The 19,875-nt window shown below is 64.0% G+C and carries 17 protein-coding genes; 11 read left to right on the top strand and 6 right to left on the bottom strand.

Annotated features, from left to right (window positions below; translation table 11 throughout):
- Positions 1-116: 116 nt before the first annotated feature.
- The 4 genes from OKA05_RS19790 (at position 117) to OKA05_RS19775 (ending at position 6,465) form a co-directional block, all read left to right on the top strand.
- Positions 117-1,598, top strand: a complete 1,482-nt coding sequence (locus OKA05_RS19790) for a tetratricopeptide repeat-containing sulfotransferase family protein (protein WP_264488922.1) — start codon at positions 117-119, stop codon at positions 1,596-1,598.
- 184 nt (positions 1,599-1,782) lie between these two features.
- Entirely contained in the window at positions 1,783-3,660 is a 1,878-nt protein-coding gene (locus tag OKA05_RS19785) for an HAD-IA family hydrolase (protein WP_264488921.1), read from the top strand.
- Between the two features lie 99 nt (positions 3,661-3,759).
- Positions 3,760-5,046 (top strand): NAD(P)/FAD-dependent oxidoreductase, encoded by a 1,287-nt coding sequence (locus tag OKA05_RS19780; protein WP_264488920.1) that lies wholly within the window; start codon positions 3,760-3,762, stop codon positions 5,044-5,046.
- A 117-nt stretch (positions 5,047-5,163) separates the two neighbouring features.
- The gene (locus OKA05_RS19775) at positions 5,164-6,465 is read left to right on the top strand and encodes a hypothetical protein (protein WP_264488919.1); all 1,302 of its coding nucleotides are present in this window, start codon (positions 5,164-5,166) and stop codon (positions 6,463-6,465) included.
- A gap of 33 nt (positions 6,466-6,498) precedes the next feature.
- Here the strand turns inward: OKA05_RS19775 and OKA05_RS19770 are convergent, their stop codons facing one another.
- Together OKA05_RS19770 and ptsP are read right to left on the bottom strand one after the other, a co-directional pair.
- Entirely contained in the window at positions 6,499-8,127 is a 1,629-nt protein-coding gene (locus OKA05_RS19770; protein ID WP_264488918.1) for a beta-N-acetylhexosaminidase, read from the bottom strand.
- A gap of 182 nt (positions 8,128-8,309) precedes the next feature.
- The gene (gene ptsP, locus OKA05_RS19765; RefSeq protein WP_264488917.1) at positions 8,310-10,067 is read right to left on the bottom strand and encodes a phosphoenolpyruvate--protein phosphotransferase; all 1,758 of its coding nucleotides are present in this window, start codon (positions 10,065-10,067) and stop codon (positions 8,310-8,312) included.
- A 146-nt stretch (positions 10,068-10,213) separates the two neighbouring features.
- Here ptsP and OKA05_RS19760 point away from each other — a divergent pair, with 146 nt between their 5' ends.
- Entirely contained in the window at positions 10,214-10,480 is a 267-nt protein-coding gene (locus OKA05_RS19760; protein ID WP_264488916.1) for an HPr family phosphocarrier protein, read from the top strand.
- Between the two features lie 211 nt (positions 10,481-10,691).
- Here OKA05_RS19760 and hprK read toward each other — a convergent pair whose 3' ends face one another.
- Positions 10,692-11,645: an HPr(Ser) kinase/phosphatase gene (gene hprK, locus OKA05_RS19755; protein ID WP_264488915.1), complete on the bottom strand. Its 954-nt coding sequence runs from the start codon at positions 11,643-11,645 to the stop codon at positions 10,692-10,694.
- Positions 11,646-11,695: 50 nt separating this feature from the next.
- Entirely contained in the window at positions 11,696-12,919 is a 1,224-nt protein-coding gene (locus tag OKA05_RS19750) for an OmpP1/FadL family transporter (protein WP_264488914.1), read from the bottom strand.
- Between the two features lie 108 nt (positions 12,920-13,027).
- Here OKA05_RS19750 and OKA05_RS19745 point away from each other — a divergent pair, with 108 nt between their 5' ends.
- From OKA05_RS19745 to OKA05_RS19730, 4 genes are all read left to right on the top strand, one after another.
- On the top strand, positions 13,028-13,438 hold the full coding sequence (locus OKA05_RS19745; protein ID WP_264488913.1) for a DUF3817 domain-containing protein: 411 nt from the start codon (positions 13,028-13,030) through the stop codon (positions 13,436-13,438).
- Positions 13,439-13,472: 34 nt separating this feature from the next.
- Positions 13,473-14,225 carry an FKBP-type peptidyl-prolyl cis-trans isomerase gene (locus OKA05_RS19740; protein ID WP_264488912.1) on the top strand — a complete coding sequence of 251 codons (753 nt, stop codon included), beginning with the start codon at positions 13,473-13,475 and terminating at the stop codon, positions 14,223-14,225.
- Between the two features lie 118 nt (positions 14,226-14,343).
- Positions 14,344-14,676 (top strand): pyrimidine/purine nucleoside phosphorylase, encoded by a 333-nt coding sequence (ppnP, locus tag OKA05_RS19735; protein WP_264488911.1) that lies wholly within the window; start codon positions 14,344-14,346, stop codon positions 14,674-14,676.
- Between the two features lie 35 nt (positions 14,677-14,711).
- Complete coding sequence (locus tag OKA05_RS19730) at positions 14,712-15,446, top strand: DUF2459 domain-containing protein (RefSeq protein ID WP_264488910.1); 735 nt, start codon at positions 14,712-14,714, stop codon at positions 15,444-15,446.
- Positions 15,447-15,486: 40 nt separating this feature from the next.
- Here the strand turns inward: OKA05_RS19730 and OKA05_RS19725 are convergent, their stop codons facing one another.
- Positions 15,487-15,888, bottom strand: a complete 402-nt coding sequence (locus tag OKA05_RS19725) for a GreA/GreB family elongation factor (RefSeq protein WP_264488909.1) — start codon at positions 15,886-15,888, stop codon at positions 15,487-15,489.
- Between the two features lie 538 nt (positions 15,889-16,426).
- Here OKA05_RS19725 and OKA05_RS19720 point away from each other — a divergent pair.
- On the top strand, positions 16,427-17,086 hold the full coding sequence (locus tag OKA05_RS19720; RefSeq protein WP_264488908.1) for an NlpC/P60 family protein: 660 nt from the start codon (positions 16,427-16,429) through the stop codon (positions 17,084-17,086).
- A gap of 2 nt (positions 17,087-17,088) precedes the next feature.
- On the opposite strand, the gene OKA05_RS19715 is transcribed toward OKA05_RS19720, so the two are convergent.
- A complete protein-coding gene (locus tag OKA05_RS19715) occupies positions 17,089-17,718 on the bottom strand; it encodes a YiiX/YebB-like N1pC/P60 family cysteine hydrolase (RefSeq protein ID WP_264488907.1) in 630 nt (209 codons plus the stop codon).
- Positions 17,719-17,858: 140 nt separating this feature from the next.
- Here OKA05_RS19715 and OKA05_RS19710 point away from each other — a divergent pair, with 140 nt between their 5' ends.
- Positions 17,859-19,850: an Ig-like domain-containing protein gene (locus tag OKA05_RS19710; RefSeq protein ID WP_264488906.1), complete on the top strand. Its 1,992-nt coding sequence runs from the start codon at positions 17,859-17,861 to the stop codon at positions 19,848-19,850.
- Positions 19,851-19,875 lie beyond the last annotated feature (25 nt).

The following is a 19,875-nucleotide window of genomic DNA, read 5'->3' as shown; positions in this document are numbered from 1 at the left end:
TTCGCTGCCGATCAAGAAGCCGCGCCGCCGCGGGGAAGAATTGATTGAAGTCCCGATCTCGGTGAGCGTATCGCCGGGGCGAGCGCATCGCCGCCTCCCCAAGCAACGCACCCACGATGAACCGCAAAGCCGTCCAACTCTGGGAACGCCGGGACCATGACGGAGCACTGCGGGAATTCCGGCAATTGGCGCTGCGGACCCGGACCGCCGTGGCATGGGTCGATTACGCCAAAGCCTTGGCGCTGACCTGGCAGGGGTGCCGGGCGGCCGAGGCGTTTGGCACCGCGCGCCGCGTGGGTCCGGCGGCTGCCGTGGATCAGGCGGCGGCGAATTGCCTGCTGGGAATGCGTCGCTACGACCTCGCGCTGGAGTTTCTCGAGCGGGTGCGCGCAGCGGGCCAAGCGCAAGCGCCTCACATCGCCGGTCTGGTGGTGGCACTCGATCGCGCCGGGCGAACCGACGAAGCGCAGGAGATGCTCACGGAAGGGCTCCAGCGATTCGGGCCGCTGCCCGAATTGCAGTTGCTCCGGGCCAAGCTGATGAGCCGACGCGCGGAGAATGCCGAAGAGTCGCTCACGGCCTTGGAACTCTTGTTAGAGAGAGGTGCGAGTGACGACTCCATGGCCAGTGCCGTTCACTATGCGCGGGCCGCGTGTTGCCAGAAACTCGGACGTTTCGCAGAGGTATTTCCGGCGCTGCGCTTGGCCAAGCAGCCGCTGCTGGCCGCCCACCGCGCCACCTTGGAACAAAGCACGCGATCCTTGGACGGGTTGCTGGAGCAAGTCCGTACCTTGACCCGGGAGAACTTGCGGAGCTGGCGGGAGCGGCAGGGAAGCAGCGCCCAATCGCTGGGATTGATTACCGGTTTTCCGCGCTCGGGAACGACGTTGCTGGAGGTCATCCTCGGAAGCCACGAGCGGGTGGTGGTCTCCAGCGAGGCACCGGTTTTCAGCGACTTCATCATCGCGCCGCAATGGGATTCGCACAGGGCCGGGCCGCCGGACTGGAGTGAGCCGCCCCAGTCCAAGCGTCTGGCGGAACGTTACTGGCGGCTGCACGAGGGCAATGTGGGGCCGCTCGGCGATCGCGTGCTGATCGATAAAAACCCCGCGCTCACCCCACTGCTCGGCCATTTCCTCAACGTGCTGCCGGAGGGCCGCGTGCTCTTTTGCCTGCGCGAGCCGAAGGACGTGCTGCTGTCCTGCTTCATGCAGGAATTGCCGGTCAACAACGTCTCGGTCCATTTCCTCGAGTGGGGACAGTCCTGGCACTGCTTCTCGCGTTGCATGGAAATCTGGCTGCGCCTGCGCGACCTATTGGACGAAGGCTTCTTGGAGATCCGCTACGAGCGTCTGGTGGCCGACCATGGCGAGGTGGCGCGGGAGGTGCTGGATTTCCTGGGGCTGCCGGAGTCGCCGCAGGTGGCGGACTATCGCCTGCGGGCGGCGGAACGCGGGGTTTATTCCCCCACCTACGCGGAGGTGAGGGAGCCCGTGCAAGCGGGAGCTGTCGGGCGCTGGACCCGCCATCCGGAACAGTTCGGCATCCCGGATGGTGTGCCATTGGACAGTCCACTCGGCCGGGAGCTGGGATACTGAGCTGGCGAGTTCCGATGGGGGTGTGTCAGGGAGTGGCACTTTCGGCGGCGGAGGGGACATTTTCGCCGTCGGCGTGACTTTTGCGGTGGCCGTCTGCTATCGGAGCGGGAGCGACTTCCCGCTGTGAGGATCCAATGGACGACTGGATCGCGCCGCGGCTACGATGCGCTAGCAGTCCAATCCGATGTTTCCCACTTCAAGACACCTCGTAGGAGTTCGCTTCCCCCAATGGTCGGCGGTCGGGCCGGGCACCATCGGCGGCGTGGTGGATTTCATGCGGGGCCATGAATCGTGGCGGTTGATCACCGAGAACGACTCGTTCGGCGAGATGGAGGCGGTGAAGATCGACAAGGATTGGCGGGGCGACGGGTTGATCCTTTTCCGCGCCACCGAACGCGAGCTCGCCAGCTACCGTGAGCGGGGAATGGCGGTGGTGCTGACCAGCACCGAAGGGCCGGATCTCGGCTACCCGCGGGTGGTGCCGGACAATCCCGAGATCGGCCGTCTCGCGGCGCGCCATCTCATCGAGTGCCAGTTGGCGCACTTCGCTTTCCTAGCCCGCGGCGAAACGTTTTACCGTGAGGAGCAGTTCGCGCCCGGCCTGCGGGTCTATGCCCGGCAACGTCTGAAAGGATTCCGCGCCGGCTTGCTGGAGTATCAGCACGAGCCGGTGGTCCACTACTTGCGCGGGCGTCCGCTGTGGGAGTCGCACGGCTGGCGCGAGGTGCAGACCGAGGTCATGGCGTTTCTCGAAAGCCTGCCGCAACCCTCTGGCCTTTTCGTCGCCGATGACTCGCTTGCTGCCGTGGTGCTGCGCGCGGCGGATATGCTAGGCCGGCAGGTGCCGGAGCAGCTCGCGGTGATCGGCTATGGCGACGATCCCAACTACTGCTTCGCGACCTTTCCGGCGCTCAGCAGCATCGAGCACCCGGCGCGCGAGATCGGTCGGCAGGCGGCGGAGCTCCTGCGGCGACAGATGGTGGGAGAGACCGTCGAGCCCGGTGCGCGGATTGTTCCGGTCGGCCGGGTGGTGCCGCGCGAATCCAGTGATATGCTGGCTATTACCGATCCGGAGATCCGCGAACTGGTCCGCCATATCCGCTTGCGGGCACCACACGAGGCGGTCCGCGTGGCTGAGCTCGCCGATCTCACCTCGCTTTCCATGACCACCATCAAGGAGCGCTTCGCTGCTGCCCTCGGTCATGGGCCCAAGGAGGAAATCCAACGGGTGCGGGTGCGGCATCTGAAGCACTTGTTAGGCGATCCGTCGCTGACGCTGGCGGAAATCGCGCGCCGCATGCAATTCGGTTCCGCCCACGAGCTGAGCCGCTTTTTCCTGGCGGAGACCGGCCAGCGACCGAGCGATTTTCGCGCCGCCTCGGACGCCCCCGCCACCCATGTCGCGGAGCGGGCCGTGGTCTTCGACATGGACGGCACGCTCTTCGACACGGAGCCGGTTTATTGCCGGGCCTACCGGCAGGCCTTCGCCCGCCAAGGCGGCGAGCTGACGACGGAGGAGTATTTCCGCGAGCTCATCGGGCGCTCGAATGATGACATCGAGGACTACCTCGCGGCCAAGGCCCCGTCGGGATTCGACCTGGCGGGCTTCCGCGCGGGTTGGCGGGAGGAATGGCGCGTTCTCATCCATGAGGAGCCACCCACACCCTTGCCGGGTGTCACGGGGCTCCTTGAAGAGCTTTTGGAAGCCGGAGTGCCGGTCGCTCTCGCCAGTTCCAGCGACCGGGAGGACATCGACCTCTGCCTCCATGCTTCGGGACTGGCCCGCTACTTCACCATTCGTGCCGCCGGAGATGAGGTGGTCGCGGGCAAGCCTGCGCCGGACCTCTACCTCCTCGCCTGCCGACGCTTGGGAATCGGCCCCACGCGCTGCCTGGCGATTGAAGACAGCCGCCATGGCGTCGCCGCCGCCTTAGCCGCCGGATTGGTCGTCGCGCAGGTCACTCCCTCCGGGGAATCTTCGCGGGACGGGGTGCGGGGTGTCGTCAGCCTGACCGAACTGCTCAGCGGAGAGTGGCAGGCATTGGTGCCCAATGGCAGATAGAGTTTGATCGAAAGTTGTTGATGTAAAGTTGGATACGAGCTTGTGAAATTTTTCACAAGCTCCCATTGCAATCCGGCGGGAAGCTGCGAACTTCGTGGCATGGCAGCCACGAACAAGGAGGTAAGCCGGGTATTGATCATCGGGGGAGGCTTCGCAGGCCTCGAATGCGCACGCACGCTGGCCGGCGATTCCCGCTTCTCCGTGACGCTGGTGGACCGGACCAATCACCACCTGTTCCAGCCGCTGCTTTATCAGGTGGCGACCGCGTCGCTGGCCGCGCCGGATATTGCCCGCTCGATCCGCCAGATCCTGGCCGACGCGCCGAATGTGACGGTGCTGATGGACGAGATCACCGCGCTCGATACGGTGGCAAAGACTGCCGCGGGCAGCTCGGGCACGCATTATGAGTTCGACTACCTGCTGCTTGCCGCCGGCGCGCAGACCTCGTTCTTCGGGAAAAAGGAATGGGCGCAGCACACGCTCGGTTTGAAATCGCTGGCTGATGCCCAGGCGGTCCGGCGCACCGTGCTATCGAATCTGGAGCGCGCCGAACTGAGCACCGACGAGGTCGAGCGCAAGCGTCTGATGACCGTGGCTATCGTCGGTGGTGGACCTACCGGGGTGGAGTTGGCGGGCGCCTTTGCGGACTTAGTCCACCGCTCGCTGAAGTCGAATTTCCGCCGGATCGACACCTCAACGCTGCGCGTGATCTTGATCGAAGGCTCGGCGCGGGTGCTGGAGGCCTTCGACGAGGACCAGAGCGAATACGCCCGCCAGCGCTTGAAAACGCTGGGAGTGGAAGTCTGGACCGGAATGCGGGTCGATGACGTGCAGCACGGACGCCTGCATTTCACCGATGGCACCCAGCTTGAGTCGGAGGCGATCATCTGGGCCGCGGGCGTCGAGGCGAACCCGCTGACCGCCATGCTTGGCGTGCCGCTGGCCGACCGGGCCGGGCGAGTGACCCCGAATCCCGACCTGTCGCTGCCCGGGCTGCCGCATGTTTTCGTGGCAGGTGACCTGGTGCGGATGAATGACGGCGACGACAAACCCGTCCCCGGCCTCGCCCCCGCCGCCACGCAGATGGGCCGCCACATCGCGAAGCTGCTGAAAGCGCAGGCCGACGGCCGACCAAGGGACCAGTTTTACTACTACGACAAGGGATTCATGGCCATCATCGGCAAGAATCACGCCGTGGTGAAGGCCGGCAAGATGCGGATGCGCGGCTTCCTCGCCTGGTGCGCCTGGCTTTTCATCCACATCGCGTTCCTGATCGGCTTCCGCAACCGCCTGTCGGTGCTGCTCGGCTGGGCGTTCGCCTACCTGCGGGACAATCCGGAGGCCCGGATCATCGTGCACCCCCCGGGGATCACGCCGAAGGGATAGGGGGTGCCTTGAGTGGAATCCGGCCAGGGAATGGCGCTGGAATCGCCGGCCATTCGGTGCTCTTGTGCCGCCAACAAACGAATTCCGCGCTGTGCGGCGTTTATCCTTCACTTCTTCATGAGTTCGAAAAATCGCAACCTCGCCGTCGCCGGGGCCCTTGTCGTGGCCAGCGCCGGAGCTTTCATCGCCGGTCGCATGACCGCCCCGGGTTCGGCAGGTGCCACCGCAGGGGGAAATTCCGACGGTGCCATGCCGACCAAGCTCTCCGAGCGCGGCGGGATGGGAGAAGCAGGCGAGAACGGCTCTTCGCGCCGCAGCCTAGCCGAGCGCGTCGCCGCAAAGAACAGCACGGTCCGGGGGGAGGAGGCGCTCGCGAAAATGGAAGCGCTGATGCGCACCACCGACCCGATCGAGCGCAGCAAGGCGTGGCTGGATTTCGTAAATTCCATCGACCCGTCCGAATTTGAGTCCGTGATCGCGTCGTTTCGCTCGCTCGGGATGACCGAGAGCCGGATGACCGAGTACTCGATGCTGCTCAGCGCGTGGGCAAAGACGGATCCGCTGCAGGCCTTGGAATACGCCAGCGCGAATACCGGCAACCGCTTCGCACGCAACACCATCCTCACGTCTTGGGCCGCCACCGATCCGGAAGGAGCAATCCGCTGGGCAGAGCAAAATCACGAAGCGTCGGAGGATGAAGGTAATCCGTGGATGATCGGCGTGATCCAAGGAATCGCCTCCACCGATCCGGCGCGTGCGTCGCAGCTTCTCGCGGGCATGCCTTTCTCTGAAGAACGCGGCGAAGCGCTTGGCGTGCTGCTGCCAACCATTCTCGCCCAAGGCCCGGATGCAGCCAAGGCCTGGGCCGCCGCCATGGCCGACGATGGCCTGAAGCAAGGAGCCATGGCGCGTGTCGCCGAGTCGCTCGCGGCCAAGGACCCGGCCGGCACTGCCGCCTGGCTGATGCAGAATCCGGGCGAAGCTGCCGACCGCACGATGGACGACGTGATCACCACTTGGATGGATCAGGACAAGGATGCGGCGGTGGCCTACTACAAGGGTCTTCCCGCCGGGGATATCCGCAGCAATGCCTTGCGCGGGGTAGCCAACAGCATGGCGATGAAGGATCCACAAGCCGCCGCGGCCTTCCTCGACGCCAATGCAGGCGATGCGAACGACCGGGTTTACGAGCAGTTCGTCTGGCACTCCTTCGGCGAAGCGCCGGAGATCGCGGTGAACTACATCGGCAAGGTTTCCAACGAGAACCAGCAGGAGCGGATGTACGGCCGCATGCTCGATGGCTGGCTGCGCCGCGACTACGCCGCCGCCTCGCAGTGGATCAGTCAGAACTCGCTGCCGCAGAATGTGGCGGAGCGGGTGCAGAACCGCATGCAGGAGCTTCAGCAGCGGCAGAAGTGACCAGTGGGACGGAATAAATTCCGCGTTCCCAGTTCACTCGGCCTTGTCGGGATACTCCGGCTTGGCTCCCAGGTCGCCGATTTCGGGTGAGTTTGCGGATGGGTCGTAGGGCTTGATGCCCTTGGCCCGCAGCCATTCGATTTCGGCCGGCAGGCGTTGCTCGAAGGTGGAGAAATCCTTCCGCGAGTCCGGCGTCCATGCCGCCTCTGCCAATGCGACCAACCGGGGCCAGATGAGGAAGTCGCGGCGTGCTTGGGTGACGGCGGTTTCCGTCCACAAGCAGGCTTGGATGCCGCGGACTTGCTTTTCATCGGCCGCGGAGAGCTTCAGCGCGGCGGGAAAGGCGTAGACTTCGGAGAGGGGATTGAAGCCACCCCAGCGGCGGCCGACCTTGTGCGAGTCGTGCTGCACGAAATCGAAGTAGCAGGGGCGGCGAGGGCACAGCACCACGGAGTAGTCGTTCTTGAGCGCGTCGTGGAGGACCTGCGGCTTGTCGTGACGCCACCAGAAAACCAAGGACTTGTCGCGGGGAAGGTCGCGGGAGGCGATCTCGTCCCAGCCGCCGGTTTGGAAGCGGAGTCCATTGATCGTCATCGACATGCGCCGGATGAACCAAGTCTCGACCGCGGCCAGGTCCTTCAGCCGCTCCTTTTTCATCAGCGCCTGCACTTCCTGCAGCTTGGGCCACTCATGCCAGCCGAAGTGGACCTCATCGCCGCCGACATGGATGACGCCCGCTTCCGGGAACAGCGCTGCGACTTCCTTGAGGATGTCATCGAGGAAGGAGAGCGTCTCCTTCTTAGCGGGATTGAAGGTGAAGTGCGGCCACTTGTCCTTGTTGCCCTTCTGGAGGAAGCCCCCGCCGTCGTGCTCCGGATAGGCGAGCACCGCCGCATCGGCGTGGCCGGGCATGTCGATTTCGGGAACGATGGTGATGTGGCGCTCCTTGGCGTAGGCGACGATCCCGCGGATCTGCTCCTGCGTGTAGAACTGGGCCGGCGCGTCTGCCGATCGATCGCTTTCGTTGCCGCGGCCGCCGATGGTGGTGAGCTTCGGGTACTTTTTGATCTCGATCCGCCAGCCGGCCGAGTCGGTGAGGTGCCAGTGCAGGCGGTTGAGTTTGTAGCGCGCCATGCCATCGAGCAGCCGCTTCACCCCGGCCTCGCCGGTGAAATGGCGGCTTTCATCGAGCATGAAGCCACGCCAGGCGAACCGCGGGGCATCAAGAATCTGCGCGCCGCCCAGGCTGATGGCCCCTTGGCCGTCGCGTTCGCCCGAGCGGATCAGTTGGGCCAGCGTTTGCAGGCCATGGAAATGCCCGGCAGGGGTGGCGGCGTGGACATTGGCCCCCTCTCCGGTGATGCGGATCACGTAGCCCTCGCCCTTCGGGACGGGAATGCGGTCGGGCAGGGTAGTGGCAGGCAGGAACTGGATCGAGCCCGGCTTGCTCGCCAGAGCGGGGACCAGCGGAAAGCCGGCGGCTTCCGACAGCGTGGCCAGCACCAGGTCCTTGGTTTTCGTGTCGGCGAGCTGGACCGTGGCACCCTTCGTCAGGTGCAGGCGTGTGTCCGTTTCGCGGACGTCCACGGGGCGTGGGATTACCTGAATTTCCGCCGCTGCGGTGGCGAAGGCGAAGAGAAGGCACGTGAAGATGCGGCGCATTGCGGTTCAGGAAAGAAAAGCCGTCCGCAGGATCACAGAAATCGGGGGTATGGCGAGTAGGCAAAACTGCCGACAAGGCAGCTGACCCTGCTCGGCAAGCCTCGCTCCTGAAAGCGGCGACGAGTCGCCGCACTCCAAGGCCCGCGGCGTCCGAAAAAAGTGCTGGCCTGTCCGGGTTGCCCTTAATCGAGCAGCTCCGGGTAATACTTCCGCGCGAGACCGACCGTGGCATTCATGATTTCCGGGCTCAGCGCGGTCTTGAGGGCGAGGTTCGCCATCTCCACGCACTCGGCGTGACTGAGCGCCCGGATCGCCCGGCGGACTCGCGGCACTTGGTGCGGGCCGACCGACAATTCCTGAACGCCGAGTCCCAGCATCAGCGGTGTGAGGCGGATGTCGCCGGCCATTTCCCCGCAGACCCCGGTCCAGATGCCGGCATTCGCCGCGGCATCGACGGTTTGCTTGATCAGGCGCACCACGGCCGGATGGGTCGGGCGGTAAAGCTCGGCCACGTGGTGGTTCACCCGGTCCACCGCCACGGTGTACTGGATCAGGTCATTGGTCCCGATGGAGAAGAAATCGACCTCAGGCGCGATCAGGTCGGCGATGACGGCGGCGCTGGGCACCTCGATCATCACGCCGGTCTCGAGCTTTTCGTCGAAGGGCACGCCTTGGCTGGACAGTTCGTCCATGCACTCCCGGAGGTAGGCCTTGGCCCGGCGCACTTCGCCCAGGCCGGACACCAGCGGGAACATCACGGCGAGCTTGCCATGGGCGCTGGCGCGCAGGATGGCGCGGAGCTGCTCCTTGAACATGCCGGGCCGATCGAGCGAGACACGGATGCCGCGCCAGCCGAGGAAAGGATTTGGTTCCGGTTCGGTGAGCGGCTCGACCGGCAGCTTGTCACCGCCGGCATCCAGCGTGCGGATGATCACCGGGTGGGGTGCCAGCGCCTTGGCGAGCCGGGTGTAGGCTTCCGACTGCTCGAGTTCGCCCGGCATTTCCTCGCCATCCAGCAGCAGGAATTCGGTGCGGTAGAGGCCCACGCCTTTCGCGCCGCTCTTTTGCACGAAAGCGATTTCGTCGAGGAACTCGATGTTGGAGGAAAGCGTGATGGCCCGGCCGTCGGTGGTCGTAGTGTCCTCGTCGCGCTGGGCTTCGAGGTCGCGGCGAACCTGTTCCTTGCGGTCCTGCAGTTCCCGGTAGCGGGCCAGCGTTTCCTCGGAAGGGTGGAGAATCAGCCGGCCGGAGTAGCCGTCGAGGATCGCCGGGGTGAGCGTGCGGATGTCGAGCACGGCATCCTCGACGCCGACGATCGCCGGCAGCCCGAGCGAGCGGGCGAGGATGGCGGTGTGCGAGTTCACGCTGCCGAGTTCGGTCGCGAAGCCGAGCACGTGGCGGCGGTTGATCGCAGCGGTGTCGGACGGCGTGAGATCGTAGGCGACCAGGATGTGCTGCTCGTCTGGCTCGGCGTGGCGCGGCACTTCTTCCTCGCGGAAATTTCGCAGCACGCGCTGGCAGACGTCTTCCAGATCCGCGGTGCGCTCGCGCAAATACGGGTCCGGCACCCGGCGCATGGCTTCCAGGAAATGCTGCATCACCGCGTAGAAGGCGAATTCGGCATTCTGGCGGCGGGTGGAAATGGCCTCGGCCACGCGGCCGAGCATCGCGCGGTCCTCCAGTACCATCAGGTGAGCCTCGAAGATCCGGCTCTCTTCCTCGCCGGAGATCGCCTTGATGCGCTCCTGTAGTTCATCGAGCTGGATCTTGGTTTCCTCCAGTGCCGCCTTGAAGCGGTCCTGCTCGGCGGGGACGTCCTTTTCGGAAATCTCGTAGACCTCGGGCGCGGAGAACCCGCGGGCCACGACATGCACCGGGCCGATCCCGATCCCCGGTGATACGGGGGTGCCTTGAAGCACGGTTTCCTGTTTGTCGGGCATCGGCGTTTCTCGGCCGATGCTGTGAGGATGAGGGCATCCTTCAAAGAACAAAAATTAGAGTGGCCGCCCGGAGTGAAAAAATCCCTTGGAAGGACGGGGGACAACCTCCTAGGCTCCGCCCGTCCCGAACGATACGATCCATCCCGATGCCGCAGCGCGAATTCACTATCCAGAACAAACTCGGCATTCACGCCCGTCCCGCGGCCCAGTTCGTGAAAACCGCCAGCCGCTTTTCGTCGGAAGTGCGTGTTGAGAAGGATGGCGAGGAAGTTGACGGCAAAAGCATCATGGGCCTCATGATGCTGGCCGCCGGCCACGGATCGGTCATCAGCGTGGCGGCCGATGGCTCCGACGCCGATGCCGCGCTCGATGCGCTGGCGGATCTGATCGGGCGGAAGTTCGAGGAGGAGTGAAGGCGGCTAAGGCCGCAAGCTCCAATCATCAATCTTCCAATCACCAATCAGAGTGCCTGAAAGAGAGAGGGCTATCGCCATCGGCGGACCGGATTGTTGAGAGCGCGGGCGTCCTTTCCTAGGAGTGGCAGCGCGTTTGCCTCGAGGCCGTCATTCTTCCAAACACTTCGATTGGTGATTGAAAGATTGGTGATTGATGATTTTTCCCCAATCACACCTCTCCCGCCATGTGGCGGAGCAAGCGCTGGTTGAACTCATCGGCCATGTTGTAGCCCAGCCGGCGGAGCTGCTGGTCCAGTGCGGCGATGGCCACCATGCGGGCGGTGTCGCGGCCGGGGGCGACGGGGACTTCCACGTGCGGCACCGGTTGGCCGAGGATTTCGTAGGACTTCGGCTGCAGGCCGAGGCGGTCGATTTCGTTCTGGTCGGCGTGGGCGATCAAGGTGACCACCAGATCGAGGCGCTTTTCCGGGCGGATCGAGGCGAGACCGTAGAGATTGGCGACGTTGACGATGCCGATGCCGCGGATTTCGAGATAGCCGCGGGAAAGGGCGGGGGCGGAGGCGTTCAGCTCGCCGCCGACGAGTTTGATCCGCACCATGTCATCGGCGACCAGCGCGCCGCCGCGCTCGATCAGGCCGATGGCGGTCTCGCTCTTGCCGGCGCCGCTCTTGCCGATGATCAGCACGCCGATGCCGCGCAGGTCCACCATGCAGCCGTGCATGGTGACGTTCGGCGCGAACTCGTGCTCCAGCCGCAGCGTGGCGGCATTGAGGAACTTCATGGTCACCAGCGTGGTGCCGAAGACCGGGATGCGGTGCTCCGCCGCGATCTTCATGTGCTCCTCGGAAAGCGCCGCGCCGCGCGAAACGACGATACCTGGGATGTCGCGCTCGCACATGCGGCGGAGACGCTCCGCACTCATCTGTGGGGTGAGTTTCTTCAGGTAGGAGATCTCGGAATTCCCCAGCACCTGGATGCGCTTCTTCGCGAAGTAGCTGAAGAAGCCGGCGAGCGCGAGGCCGGGCCGGTTGGGCGCGGGCTCGCTGATCGGCCGCTCGAAGCCGTGCTTCTCTCCTAACAGGGTCAGCGACAACGCCGTCGCATGGCGCTCGAAAAACTCTCCAATGGTGATCGAGGCCGTTTGCTTGACGCGGGGTGTCATTCGACTTTGAGCGTAGCGTGGCAACCGGGGGGTGGCGATGGCAAAAGCGGTCAGAAGCCGGCCGAAATGCCGAGCGAGACGATATCGCCGCTGCCGGAGGCCTTGCCCTGGAAGGTGCCCGTCGCCGCACTGCCATCGTTGATGAAGACATCGTCGGCCATGATGTGGGTGTAGCCGAAATCGAGCGTCCAGCAGGGGGAGAACTCCCACGAGAAGCCGGCGCTCAGCCACAGGCGGTCTGCGTCGGGGATGCGCAGCGTGAGATTTGCCTCGCCCACCGGTGAGCGATCATACGCGATACCGGCGCGGAAGGTCCACGTTTCGCTCGCCCGCCAGGTGGTGCCGAGGGCGAAGCGCCACGAGTCCTTCCAGTTTTCCTCGGTGACGGGCGGCTGGGCCGGTGCACCGGGGATGTAGGGTGCGAGCTCTTGGAAAACGCTCCAATCCGTCCACATCACGTCGCCGTGGATGGACCAGTCATTGAAATCATGTACGGCGCTGAATTCCACGCTCGCGGGAAGTTCGACCGAAAGCGTTCCCGGGCCATTGAACGCGGGAATCACCGAGATCACGCGGCCTTCCAGATCCAAGTCGATCTTCGAGCGATAGTGCAGTCCGAAGCGTGTGCTTTCCGTCGCCTCGAACAGCACGCCGACATTGAAGCCGTGGCCCCAATCGTCGCCAGCCAGATCCAGCGCGGGCAAGGTGGAAGGCAGGCTGGCCACCAGCGTGCCCTCGCCATGCAGCGCATCGTAGCCGGCACCCACTGACCACTGATCATTGATCCGCCAGGCGAGCGAGGGATTGAGATTGATGGAAACGAGCTCGCTGAAATCGGCGATCGTCCGCGCCGGGAAGGCGAGGGGATAGTCGGACTTGAGGCCGAAGGTGGTGTAGGCGCCGAAGCCGAAGCTGAGGTGGTCGTTGATCCGCTTGGCGAGGTAGAGGTAGGGCAGGTAGGCGTCGTCCGAGACATTGCCCGCAGGGGCGGGGATCACCGTGCCCGGTGGCGCGGGCGCAGGCGGCGTGTAGATCCCGCTGACCTCCACCTCGGGAAAGATCCCGCTGGCCCCGATCGCGAACGACCACTCGTCTTCTAACAAGACCATGCCGGCCGGGTTCGACGCGATCACCGTGGCGTCGTCTCCCATCGCCGCTTCGCCGGAGAATGCCCGCCCGAGGCCGGCTGCGGAGCGTTCGTGGAGTTGGAAGCCAGCCCCGTGGCAAAGCGGGGCGATCAAGCCTAGGGAGCAGGCGACGAGTCGGGAGTTCATGAAACGCAGTTCGGGGAGGGAGGTATTTTGCAACGGTCCTCGCGGTTTTAAACACGTCGTTCCAGATCCACAAGGAACGGCGTTCTCTTTTTATCTATGACCCGATTTATGGATTTCCCTTGGGTGGCTGGTGCCTCGTTCATCCTCCGCGCGATTGACATCGGCGCGCCCGCTGCTCCCCTCGGCCCCGTCATGAGTGCTCCCGATCTGCGCGATCCTGTTGGCCGTGTCCGCCTCGTCGGCATGTTGGAAGGCGTTTCGTTCCTTGTCCTGCTCGGCATTGCCATGCCCCTGAAGTATATCGCGGACATGCCCATGGCGGTGCGCATCACGGGCATGATCCACGGCGTGCTCTTCCTGCTTTTCCTGCTGGTGATCTTCCAAGCATGGGGAAGCAAGGCGCTGACCACCAAACGGTCGGCGCTCGCTTTCCTCGCCTCGCTGATTCCGTTCGGTCCATTTCTCATTGACCGCCGCCTTGAGGAAGGGGCGACACGATCGGAAGATCCGGCGGATTGACAGGCCGTCGCTACGGGCCAACCCTCCCGCCGCCATGCCCGCTGCTCCTGCCGACGTCGCCGCCCCGCCCGCTGATGCCATCCAAAGCCCGACGGGCTTGGCGTCGAAAGTCATCGAAGCCGGCAGCGGCAGCGACAAGCCGGGCCCGGCCGACACCGTGACCGTCCACTACTCCGGCTGGACCACCGACGGAAAGCTGTTCGACAGCTCGGTGGAGCGCGGCAAGACGATTTCCTTTCCGCTCGACGGCGTCATCGCCGGCTGGACCGAGGGCCTGCAGCTCATGGTGACCGGCGAAAAGCGCCGCTTCTGGATCCCCGCCAACCTTGCCTACGGGGAAAACCCGCGCGGCGGTGCGCCGAAGGGTATGCTCGTCTTCGATGTGGAGCTTTTCGACATCAAGAAGGCTCCCGAGCCCCCGCCGGTGCCGGAAGACGTCGCCGCGCCTCCGGCCGATGCCGTGAAGACCGCCAGCGGTCTCGCCTCGAAAGTCCTGTCTCCCGGCAATGGCTCCCGTCACCCGAAGGCGACGGACCGGGTGGAGGTGCACTATTCCGGCTGGACCACGGACGGCAAACTCTTCGACAGCTCGGTCGTCCGCGGTGAATCGATCGACTTCCCGCTCAATGGCGTGATTCCCGGTTGGACCGAAGGCGTGCAGCTCATGGTGGGCGGCGAGAAGCGTCGCTTCTGGATCCCTGCGAACCTCGCCTACGGCACCAACCCGCCTCCCGGCGCGCCCGCTGGCATGCTGGTCTTCGACGTGGAACTCCTCGACATCCTCTAATTTTCCGTGGGCGCGGTGGTGATATCGCGGAAGCTGCGGGTAGGGCCATCTCCACCCTCCCTTGCGCGTTCTCACGAACGCGTCTACCTCAAGGCAAAGCCCTTCGACACTCTCTGACATGAACATGCTCCCATCTTCCTTCGCCGGGGTCACCGTCTCGACCAAGGCCAACATCTATTTCGATGGCAAGGTCGTCTCGCACTCCTTGATTCTCGCAGACGGCCGCAAGAAGTCGCTCGGGGTGATCTTTCCGGGTGAATTTCACTTCGGCACTGCCGATTCGGAGGTGATGGAAATCACCGCCGGCGCATGTGAGGTGGTGCTCGATGGCACCAGCGAGACGCTGGCGATTTCCGCCGGCAATTCCTTCGATGTCCCCGGCAACAGCGGCTTCACCATCCGCGTGGCCGGCGAACCCTGCGAATACATCTGCTCCTTCGGCACGCCTTGATTGAGGCCGCCGGGGACGCTATTGCCGCCCGCGCCATGTCGCTGCTCCGCTTCATCCTGCTGCTGCCGGCGATCCTGCTGGCGTCCTGCGCCATGCATTTGCCGGTGCCGGAAGTGTCGCGCCAGCGCGTCGAGACCCGCACGATGCCGGTGGCGGCCTCGGCGGATACGGTGCCGATCTACCTGCTCTCCGACAGTCTTCACACCGCGCTCGTCTTCGACCTGAAATGGCTGGAGGAAAGTGGCTACGTGAAGCCGCATGAGACCGGCAATCCCAAGTGGGTGACCATGAGCTGGGGCGAGAAGACCGCCTATGTGCAACAGCGCTGGCTCAATCCGTTCCAGGTCTTCCGCGCGCTCTGCACGCCTTCGCCATCGGTGATGGAAATCATCCCCATCGACTGGAAGGTCGAGCAGGTCTGCCATCACCAGAAGGTCTTCATTGCCGATGTCCCGCGCTCGAGCGGTCCGGCGCTCGCCGCCTTCCTCAATGGTTGCGCCGCGAAACGGCCGGACGGCACGCCTGAGACGGTGGCTCCCTCGAGTTGGGGTGACGGTCGCCTGATCCGCTGCCCGGACAACTACTCCTACTACTTCCCTCGTATTTGCAACGTCTGGACCGCCCAGTCGCTGCAAAGCTGCGGCTACTCGATCAATACCGGCTCCGCGCTTTCTGCAAACGGATTGGTCCGCCAGGCGACTTCGCCGCAGAATGGGTTTGTGAAGATCTGGGATCCGGAGACGGATGAGCCGAAGCCGGCGGGAAGGTGAGCGAGGATGGAACGATGGCGCTCCACCCTCGTCACGATGCTCATGCCAAGGCGCTGGCCAACTTGACGATCGATTCGATCTTCATCTCCCGCATCCCGGCGGGAACTTCCCACGCGACGATTGCTCCCTTGCGCTGACCGAGCAGGGCAAGGCCGAGCGGGGTGAGCAGCGAGATGCGGTCGGCATCGACGTCGGCGTCGTGGGGCATCACGAGTTCAAGTTCGTACCAGTCACGCGGGTCATCCGGAGAAACCAGCAGGACCCGGTCGCCGGGAGCGATGCGGTTGGCGAGTTCGTCCGGGTTCCGGGTGATGGAGCTTTCTTCTAACAAGGCGGCCAGCAGCTTGCGCTGATCCGGCGTCGGGCGGGGTGTGTCGGTGGTATCAAGAAGATGGCGGAGTCGGGCATGCCCGTCCGCGTCGAACAGTCGAAGCGAGTTCATAACAAAAAACAAGGTGGGGCCTTTCCGGCAATGGCCGGGAGGCGGGTTCAAAGGGAACGCAAGGCAGGACAAGCTCGGGAAGGATCCCGTTTCAAAGAGCTTGTCCGCTCAGCCCCGGAAGGCGGCGAGCCGGTGCGCGCACCAGCCGCCACCGCACCGCGCCGGAAGGCGGGTGATATCGTGGGCAAGGCTGGCGGGATGCGGATGCATGAAGGCCCTACCGTAGCCGGGGAACCATCGCGGGCAAGTTGAAAGGCGTTGCCGAATTCTAGCCGGCTTGAAGGGAAGGGTGAGTGTCTCGGCTTCAGGTGGGCAAGGAACGAGCACGCTCTGCTTTAGGTGGATGGCACGCTGCACGTGCTTCGTCCGGCTGAAGCCGGGACTACTTACACTTGTTGGCGGGCGTTGGAGGTTGGATGGAGCGGCGGTGAATTCTTGGTGAAGCTTCGGATGAGTCTGGAATGCCTCGGCCTGGCAGGACGAGGCTGTCTGGATGTCGCGGAAGTTCTCGATCCGGCTTGTTCTCTATGCGGGTGCCTTGGCGGCCTACTTGCTCTGGCAACCGTTGCACAATGGTTGGCTTCGCTACGGCCTGCCGTTGGCTTTGGCGGTGGTGTGGGCGGGATTGTTGATGCTGGCGTGGGAGCGGAAGCCATGGCGGATGGCGTTCCTTTGCCTGTCATTGCTTGCGGGGCTGCCCCTGGTGATGCCGGGCCGGGAACTGGACCGGGACAGGCTAACAGACCGCTACTTGTCTTCGATGCGGAGCTTTGAAGGCACGCGCTATGTCTGGGGTGGCGAAGGTCAGCGCGGTATTGATTGCTCCGGGCTGCCGCGGCGGGGCTTGCGTGATGCCTTGCTTGACCAGGCGGTGCGTGGCAATGGCCGGGCAGCACGGATGTGGCTAGAGCAGTGGTGGTACGACACCAGCGCCAAGGCGATGGGTGAAGGGTATCGAGGCTTCACTCGCCCCGCCGGAATCGAGGGGCCGTTATGGAAGCTGGACCCCGCACTCATTCATCCCGGAGACCTTGCCGTAACGGGCGGCGGCAATCACGTGATGATTCATCTCGGCGGCGGCGATTGGATTCAGTCCGACCCGGGACCGGGCAAGGTTATCATCGCTCGCCCCGACCAAGTCGATAATCCTTGGTTCCGCTCCAAGGTCTCGATTCACCGCTGGTCGGTCTTTGAGTGACATCACTCCTCCACCGGGAACACCTGCGTGAGTTCCTTCGCCTTGGCCATGTCCCGCGGGGTGATCATCTCGCGTTCGAGTGGCAGATTGCCGCGGCCTTCGATCGCCTCGATCACCGGTTGATAAGGTCTCCAGTCCAGGCTGCCGAGGGTAACGGCGGTGCCGAGTTCCTCGCCGGTGGCGGCTTTCCAGCCGCGCCAGATCAGCTCGGTGCAATAGATCGCCTGATCGTCGAAGCGATAGCGCGGGTCATAGGGCTTGCCAATGTCCTTGCGCATCGCGGCCAGCGCGGCGGGCACGTGCTTGCGCTTCTTCTCAGCGAGTCGGTAGGCCCACACCTTCTTGCCTCGGCCACGCTCGATGTAGCTTTCCAGCGGCGTGATCTTTACCGGTCCGATGGCCTCGATCACCTTCCACTTGCCGCCTTCCTGGAAGACCATGCCGCAGTGCGAATAGGGCGAGTGGGTCGAGCCCTCGATGGCATCCACCAGATCCATCCCCATCGGATTGGGCAGCGATTGGAAGAGGATGTCGCCTTCCTCCGGTTGGTAGGCAGCTCCTCCCTTTTTGGATTTCCCCGCAGAGCTGCAGGACGAGAGCGCCAGTGTGAGGACGGTCAGGAGACGGAGCATGGGCGGACGATGAATTGCGCCGGGAGCTTTGCCAAGTCCCCGCCGAGGTCATTGAATGGGGTTGTCAATACCCATATCTCGTACCCCAATCGCCCCTGCCAAGCGTTGACATAAATTTAAGGCGTCCGGACTATCATCCAATGCTTTGTTCACCCCAAGTCCTCTCCTGCCTGCTGCTGGCAGTATCGTCCGCTGGACTGGAGGCGGCGATCTCCAGCAGCGTCTACTATCTCAATCGTTCGCGCCAGGCAGAGGGTCTGGAGGATCTGTCGATGCGGATCTCCGTCTCGATTACGGAGGGCACGCTCGCACTCGGCGCAGCTAGCACCGCGGTGCTTGAGGACCCTCAAGGCGGCCAGTATGCGATCACCGGCGATGCCAGAAGCGGCAACGTGAGCTTCGGCGCCTCGGTTCCCCTTGAGCGGATCGAGGATGCTGGCGGTGTCTGGAAATTGACGGTCAATGAAGGTGCGGGCGTGGACGAGGATTTGCGCATTCACATCCCGGCAACAGATGCCACGGCGTTTCCGATCTATCCGCAGTTCCCGGCTCATCCCTATCAGGGCAATGCGAGCCGGATCCGGTTTGTATGGAACACGGCTTCCTCGGCGATCAGTCCCGGTGGGGGCACCGTGGTATCCACCGCAAATGGCAGCTCGGTGTATAGCTACACGCCCGGCGGACCAAAGTCGGTGGACGTGTCCCACATCCAGAGCATCAACGGAGCGACGATCAAGAATCCCGACGGAACCCCGAGAGGGCCGGTGACGACCCAATCGCTGACGTCCGAGAGCCGGATGGAAGTTTTCACCGACGCCGAGTCGCGCGTGCTTTCCGGGCAGACCACGCCGGTGGACGGCGCTCTGGAATTCCTCGCCTCTGGTCTAACAAAGGGCAACCGCTACGCCATCCTTGGCAAGACGGGTGACGATCCGTGGACTGAGATCCAGCGCTTCGTTGCCGTTTCCAATGCCCACCTCTATGTCGAGGAGGCGGGCGAGGAAGAGCGCTCGTTCATGGTGGAAGCGGATCCGAATCGCGCCCCGGTGGCGGACGGCCAGACGCTGACGGCAGTGGAGGACACGCCGCTCGGATTCACGCCTTCCGGCAGCGATGCGGATGGGGATGAGCTGACATTCGAGATCGTCACCCCGCCGACGAAGGGCGTGCTGGAAGCATCGGAGACCGGCTGGACCTATGTGCCGAATGCGAATGCTACCGGCGCCGATGAGTTCACCTTCCGGGCAGATGACGGGGCGGAGCGCGCGGCTTTTTCAGAAGAGGCGCAGGTGGCGCTGGTCATCGCGCCGGTGAATGACGTGCCGGTGGCCGCAGATGCCGAGTTCTTCACGATGAAAGGCGGTGCCATTGCCTTCACGCTGCCGAGCTCGGATGTGGATGGAGATTCACTGACCTACCAAGTCCTCGGGGCACCCGCGAAAGGGAAGCTCAACGGAACGGCGCCTCATCTCAGCTACAAGGCGGCGGGAGCGGGGCAGTGGAGCATTCGCTACACCGTGAGTGATGGCAGCTTGGTCTCCGAACCGGGAACGATCACCCTGCGAGTGCGAGGCAAGAATCAGAAGCCGGTGGCCCAGGCTGGAGAGGTGACCGCAAACGTGGGCGAGCGTGTCCTGCTGCCCTTGACCGGCCTCGATACGGACCACGATGCGCTCACGTATGCGATCACGAAGCAGCCGAAGAACGGCGTGGTGACAGGAACTCCGCCGGCGCTCTTTTATCAATCCGCTCCGGGATTCCGCGGAAGTGATCAGGTGAGCTTCGTGGTCAAGGATGGTGGCGCGTCTTCCAAGCCGGCGGTCATCAAGATCCTGGTGGTGAATCCGAACAATCATGCGCCTGTGGCCAAGACGTTGGTGACTCAGGGGCCGGTGAAGAAGGCGGTGTCGGTCACCTTGGGCGGGACCGATGCGGATGGAGATTCCTTGAGCTTCCGGGTGACCAGCCAGCCGGAGAACGGAAAGCTGACCGGTAAGGTGCCGAATCTTAAATTAAAGCCGGCCGCCGGTTTCGTGGGCAGCACTAGCTTCAGCTACGTGGCCAACGACGGCAGCTTGGATTCTGCACCGGCAACGGTCACCGTGACGATCGGGTCGCCGATTGCCGACTAAGGAGAGCTTTGCCCGCTGGCGGGTG

Source organism: Luteolibacter arcticus (assembly GCF_025950235.1).
In the GTDB taxonomy this organism is placed as follows: domain Bacteria; phylum Verrucomicrobiota; class Verrucomicrobiia; order Verrucomicrobiales; family Akkermansiaceae; genus Haloferula; species Haloferula arctica.
Note: the sequence above shows the minus strand (reverse complement) of the source record. Positions and strands in the feature narration are given on the sequence as shown.

Bases quoted from the DNA above. Each gene is read 5' to 3' on its own strand.
- hprK (WP_264488915.1), bottom strand. From the start codon at position 11,645: ATGACACCCCGCGTCAAGCAAACGGCCTCGATCACCATTGGAGAGTTT.
- OKA05_RS19715 (WP_264488907.1), bottom strand. From the start codon at position 17,718: ATGCTCCGTCTCCTGACCGTCCTCACACTGGCGCTCTCGTCCTGCAGC.
- OKA05_RS19770 (WP_264488918.1), bottom strand. From the start codon at position 8,127: ATGCGCCGCATCTTCACGTGCCTTCTCTTCGCCTTCGCCACCGCAGCG.
- OKA05_RS19730 (WP_264488910.1), top strand. From the start codon at position 14,712: ATGTCGCTGCTCCGCTTCATCCTGCTGCTGCCGGCGATCCTGCTGGCG.
- ppnP (WP_264488911.1), top strand. From the start codon at position 14,344: ATGAACATGCTCCCATCTTCCTTCGCCGGGGTCACCGTCTCGACCAAG.
- OKA05_RS19790 (WP_264488922.1), top strand. From the start codon at position 117: ATGAACCGCAAAGCCGTCCAACTCTGGGAACGCCGGGACCATGACGGA.
- OKA05_RS19745 (WP_264488913.1), top strand. From the start codon at position 13,028: ATGGATTTCCCTTGGGTGGCTGGTGCCTCGTTCATCCTCCGCGCGATT.
- OKA05_RS19760 (WP_264488916.1), top strand. From the start codon at position 10,214: ATGCCGCAGCGCGAATTCACTATCCAGAACAAACTCGGCATTCACGCC.
- OKA05_RS19725 (WP_264488909.1), bottom strand. From the start codon at position 15,888: ATGAACTCGCTTCGACTGTTCGACGCGGACGGGCATGCCCGACTCCGC.
- OKA05_RS19710 (WP_264488906.1), top strand. From the start codon at position 17,859: ATGCTTTGTTCACCCCAAGTCCTCTCCTGCCTGCTGCTGGCAGTATCG.
- OKA05_RS19780 (WP_264488920.1), top strand. From the start codon at position 3,760: ATGGCAGCCACGAACAAGGAGGTAAGCCGGGTATTGATCATCGGGGGA.
- OKA05_RS19740 (WP_264488912.1), top strand. From the start codon at position 13,473: ATGCCCGCTGCTCCTGCCGACGTCGCCGCCCCGCCCGCTGATGCCATC.
- OKA05_RS19750 (WP_264488914.1), bottom strand. From the start codon at position 12,919: ATGAACTCCCGACTCGTCGCCTGCTCCCTAGGCTTGATCGCCCCGCTT.
- OKA05_RS19775 (WP_264488919.1), top strand. From the start codon at position 5,164: ATGAGTTCGAAAAATCGCAACCTCGCCGTCGCCGGGGCCCTTGTCGTG.
- ptsP (WP_264488917.1), bottom strand. From the start codon at position 10,067: ATGCCCGACAAACAGGAAACCGTGCTTCAAGGCACCCCCGTATCACCG.
- OKA05_RS19785 (WP_264488921.1), top strand. From the start codon at position 1,783: ATGTTTCCCACTTCAAGACACCTCGTAGGAGTTCGCTTCCCCCAATGG.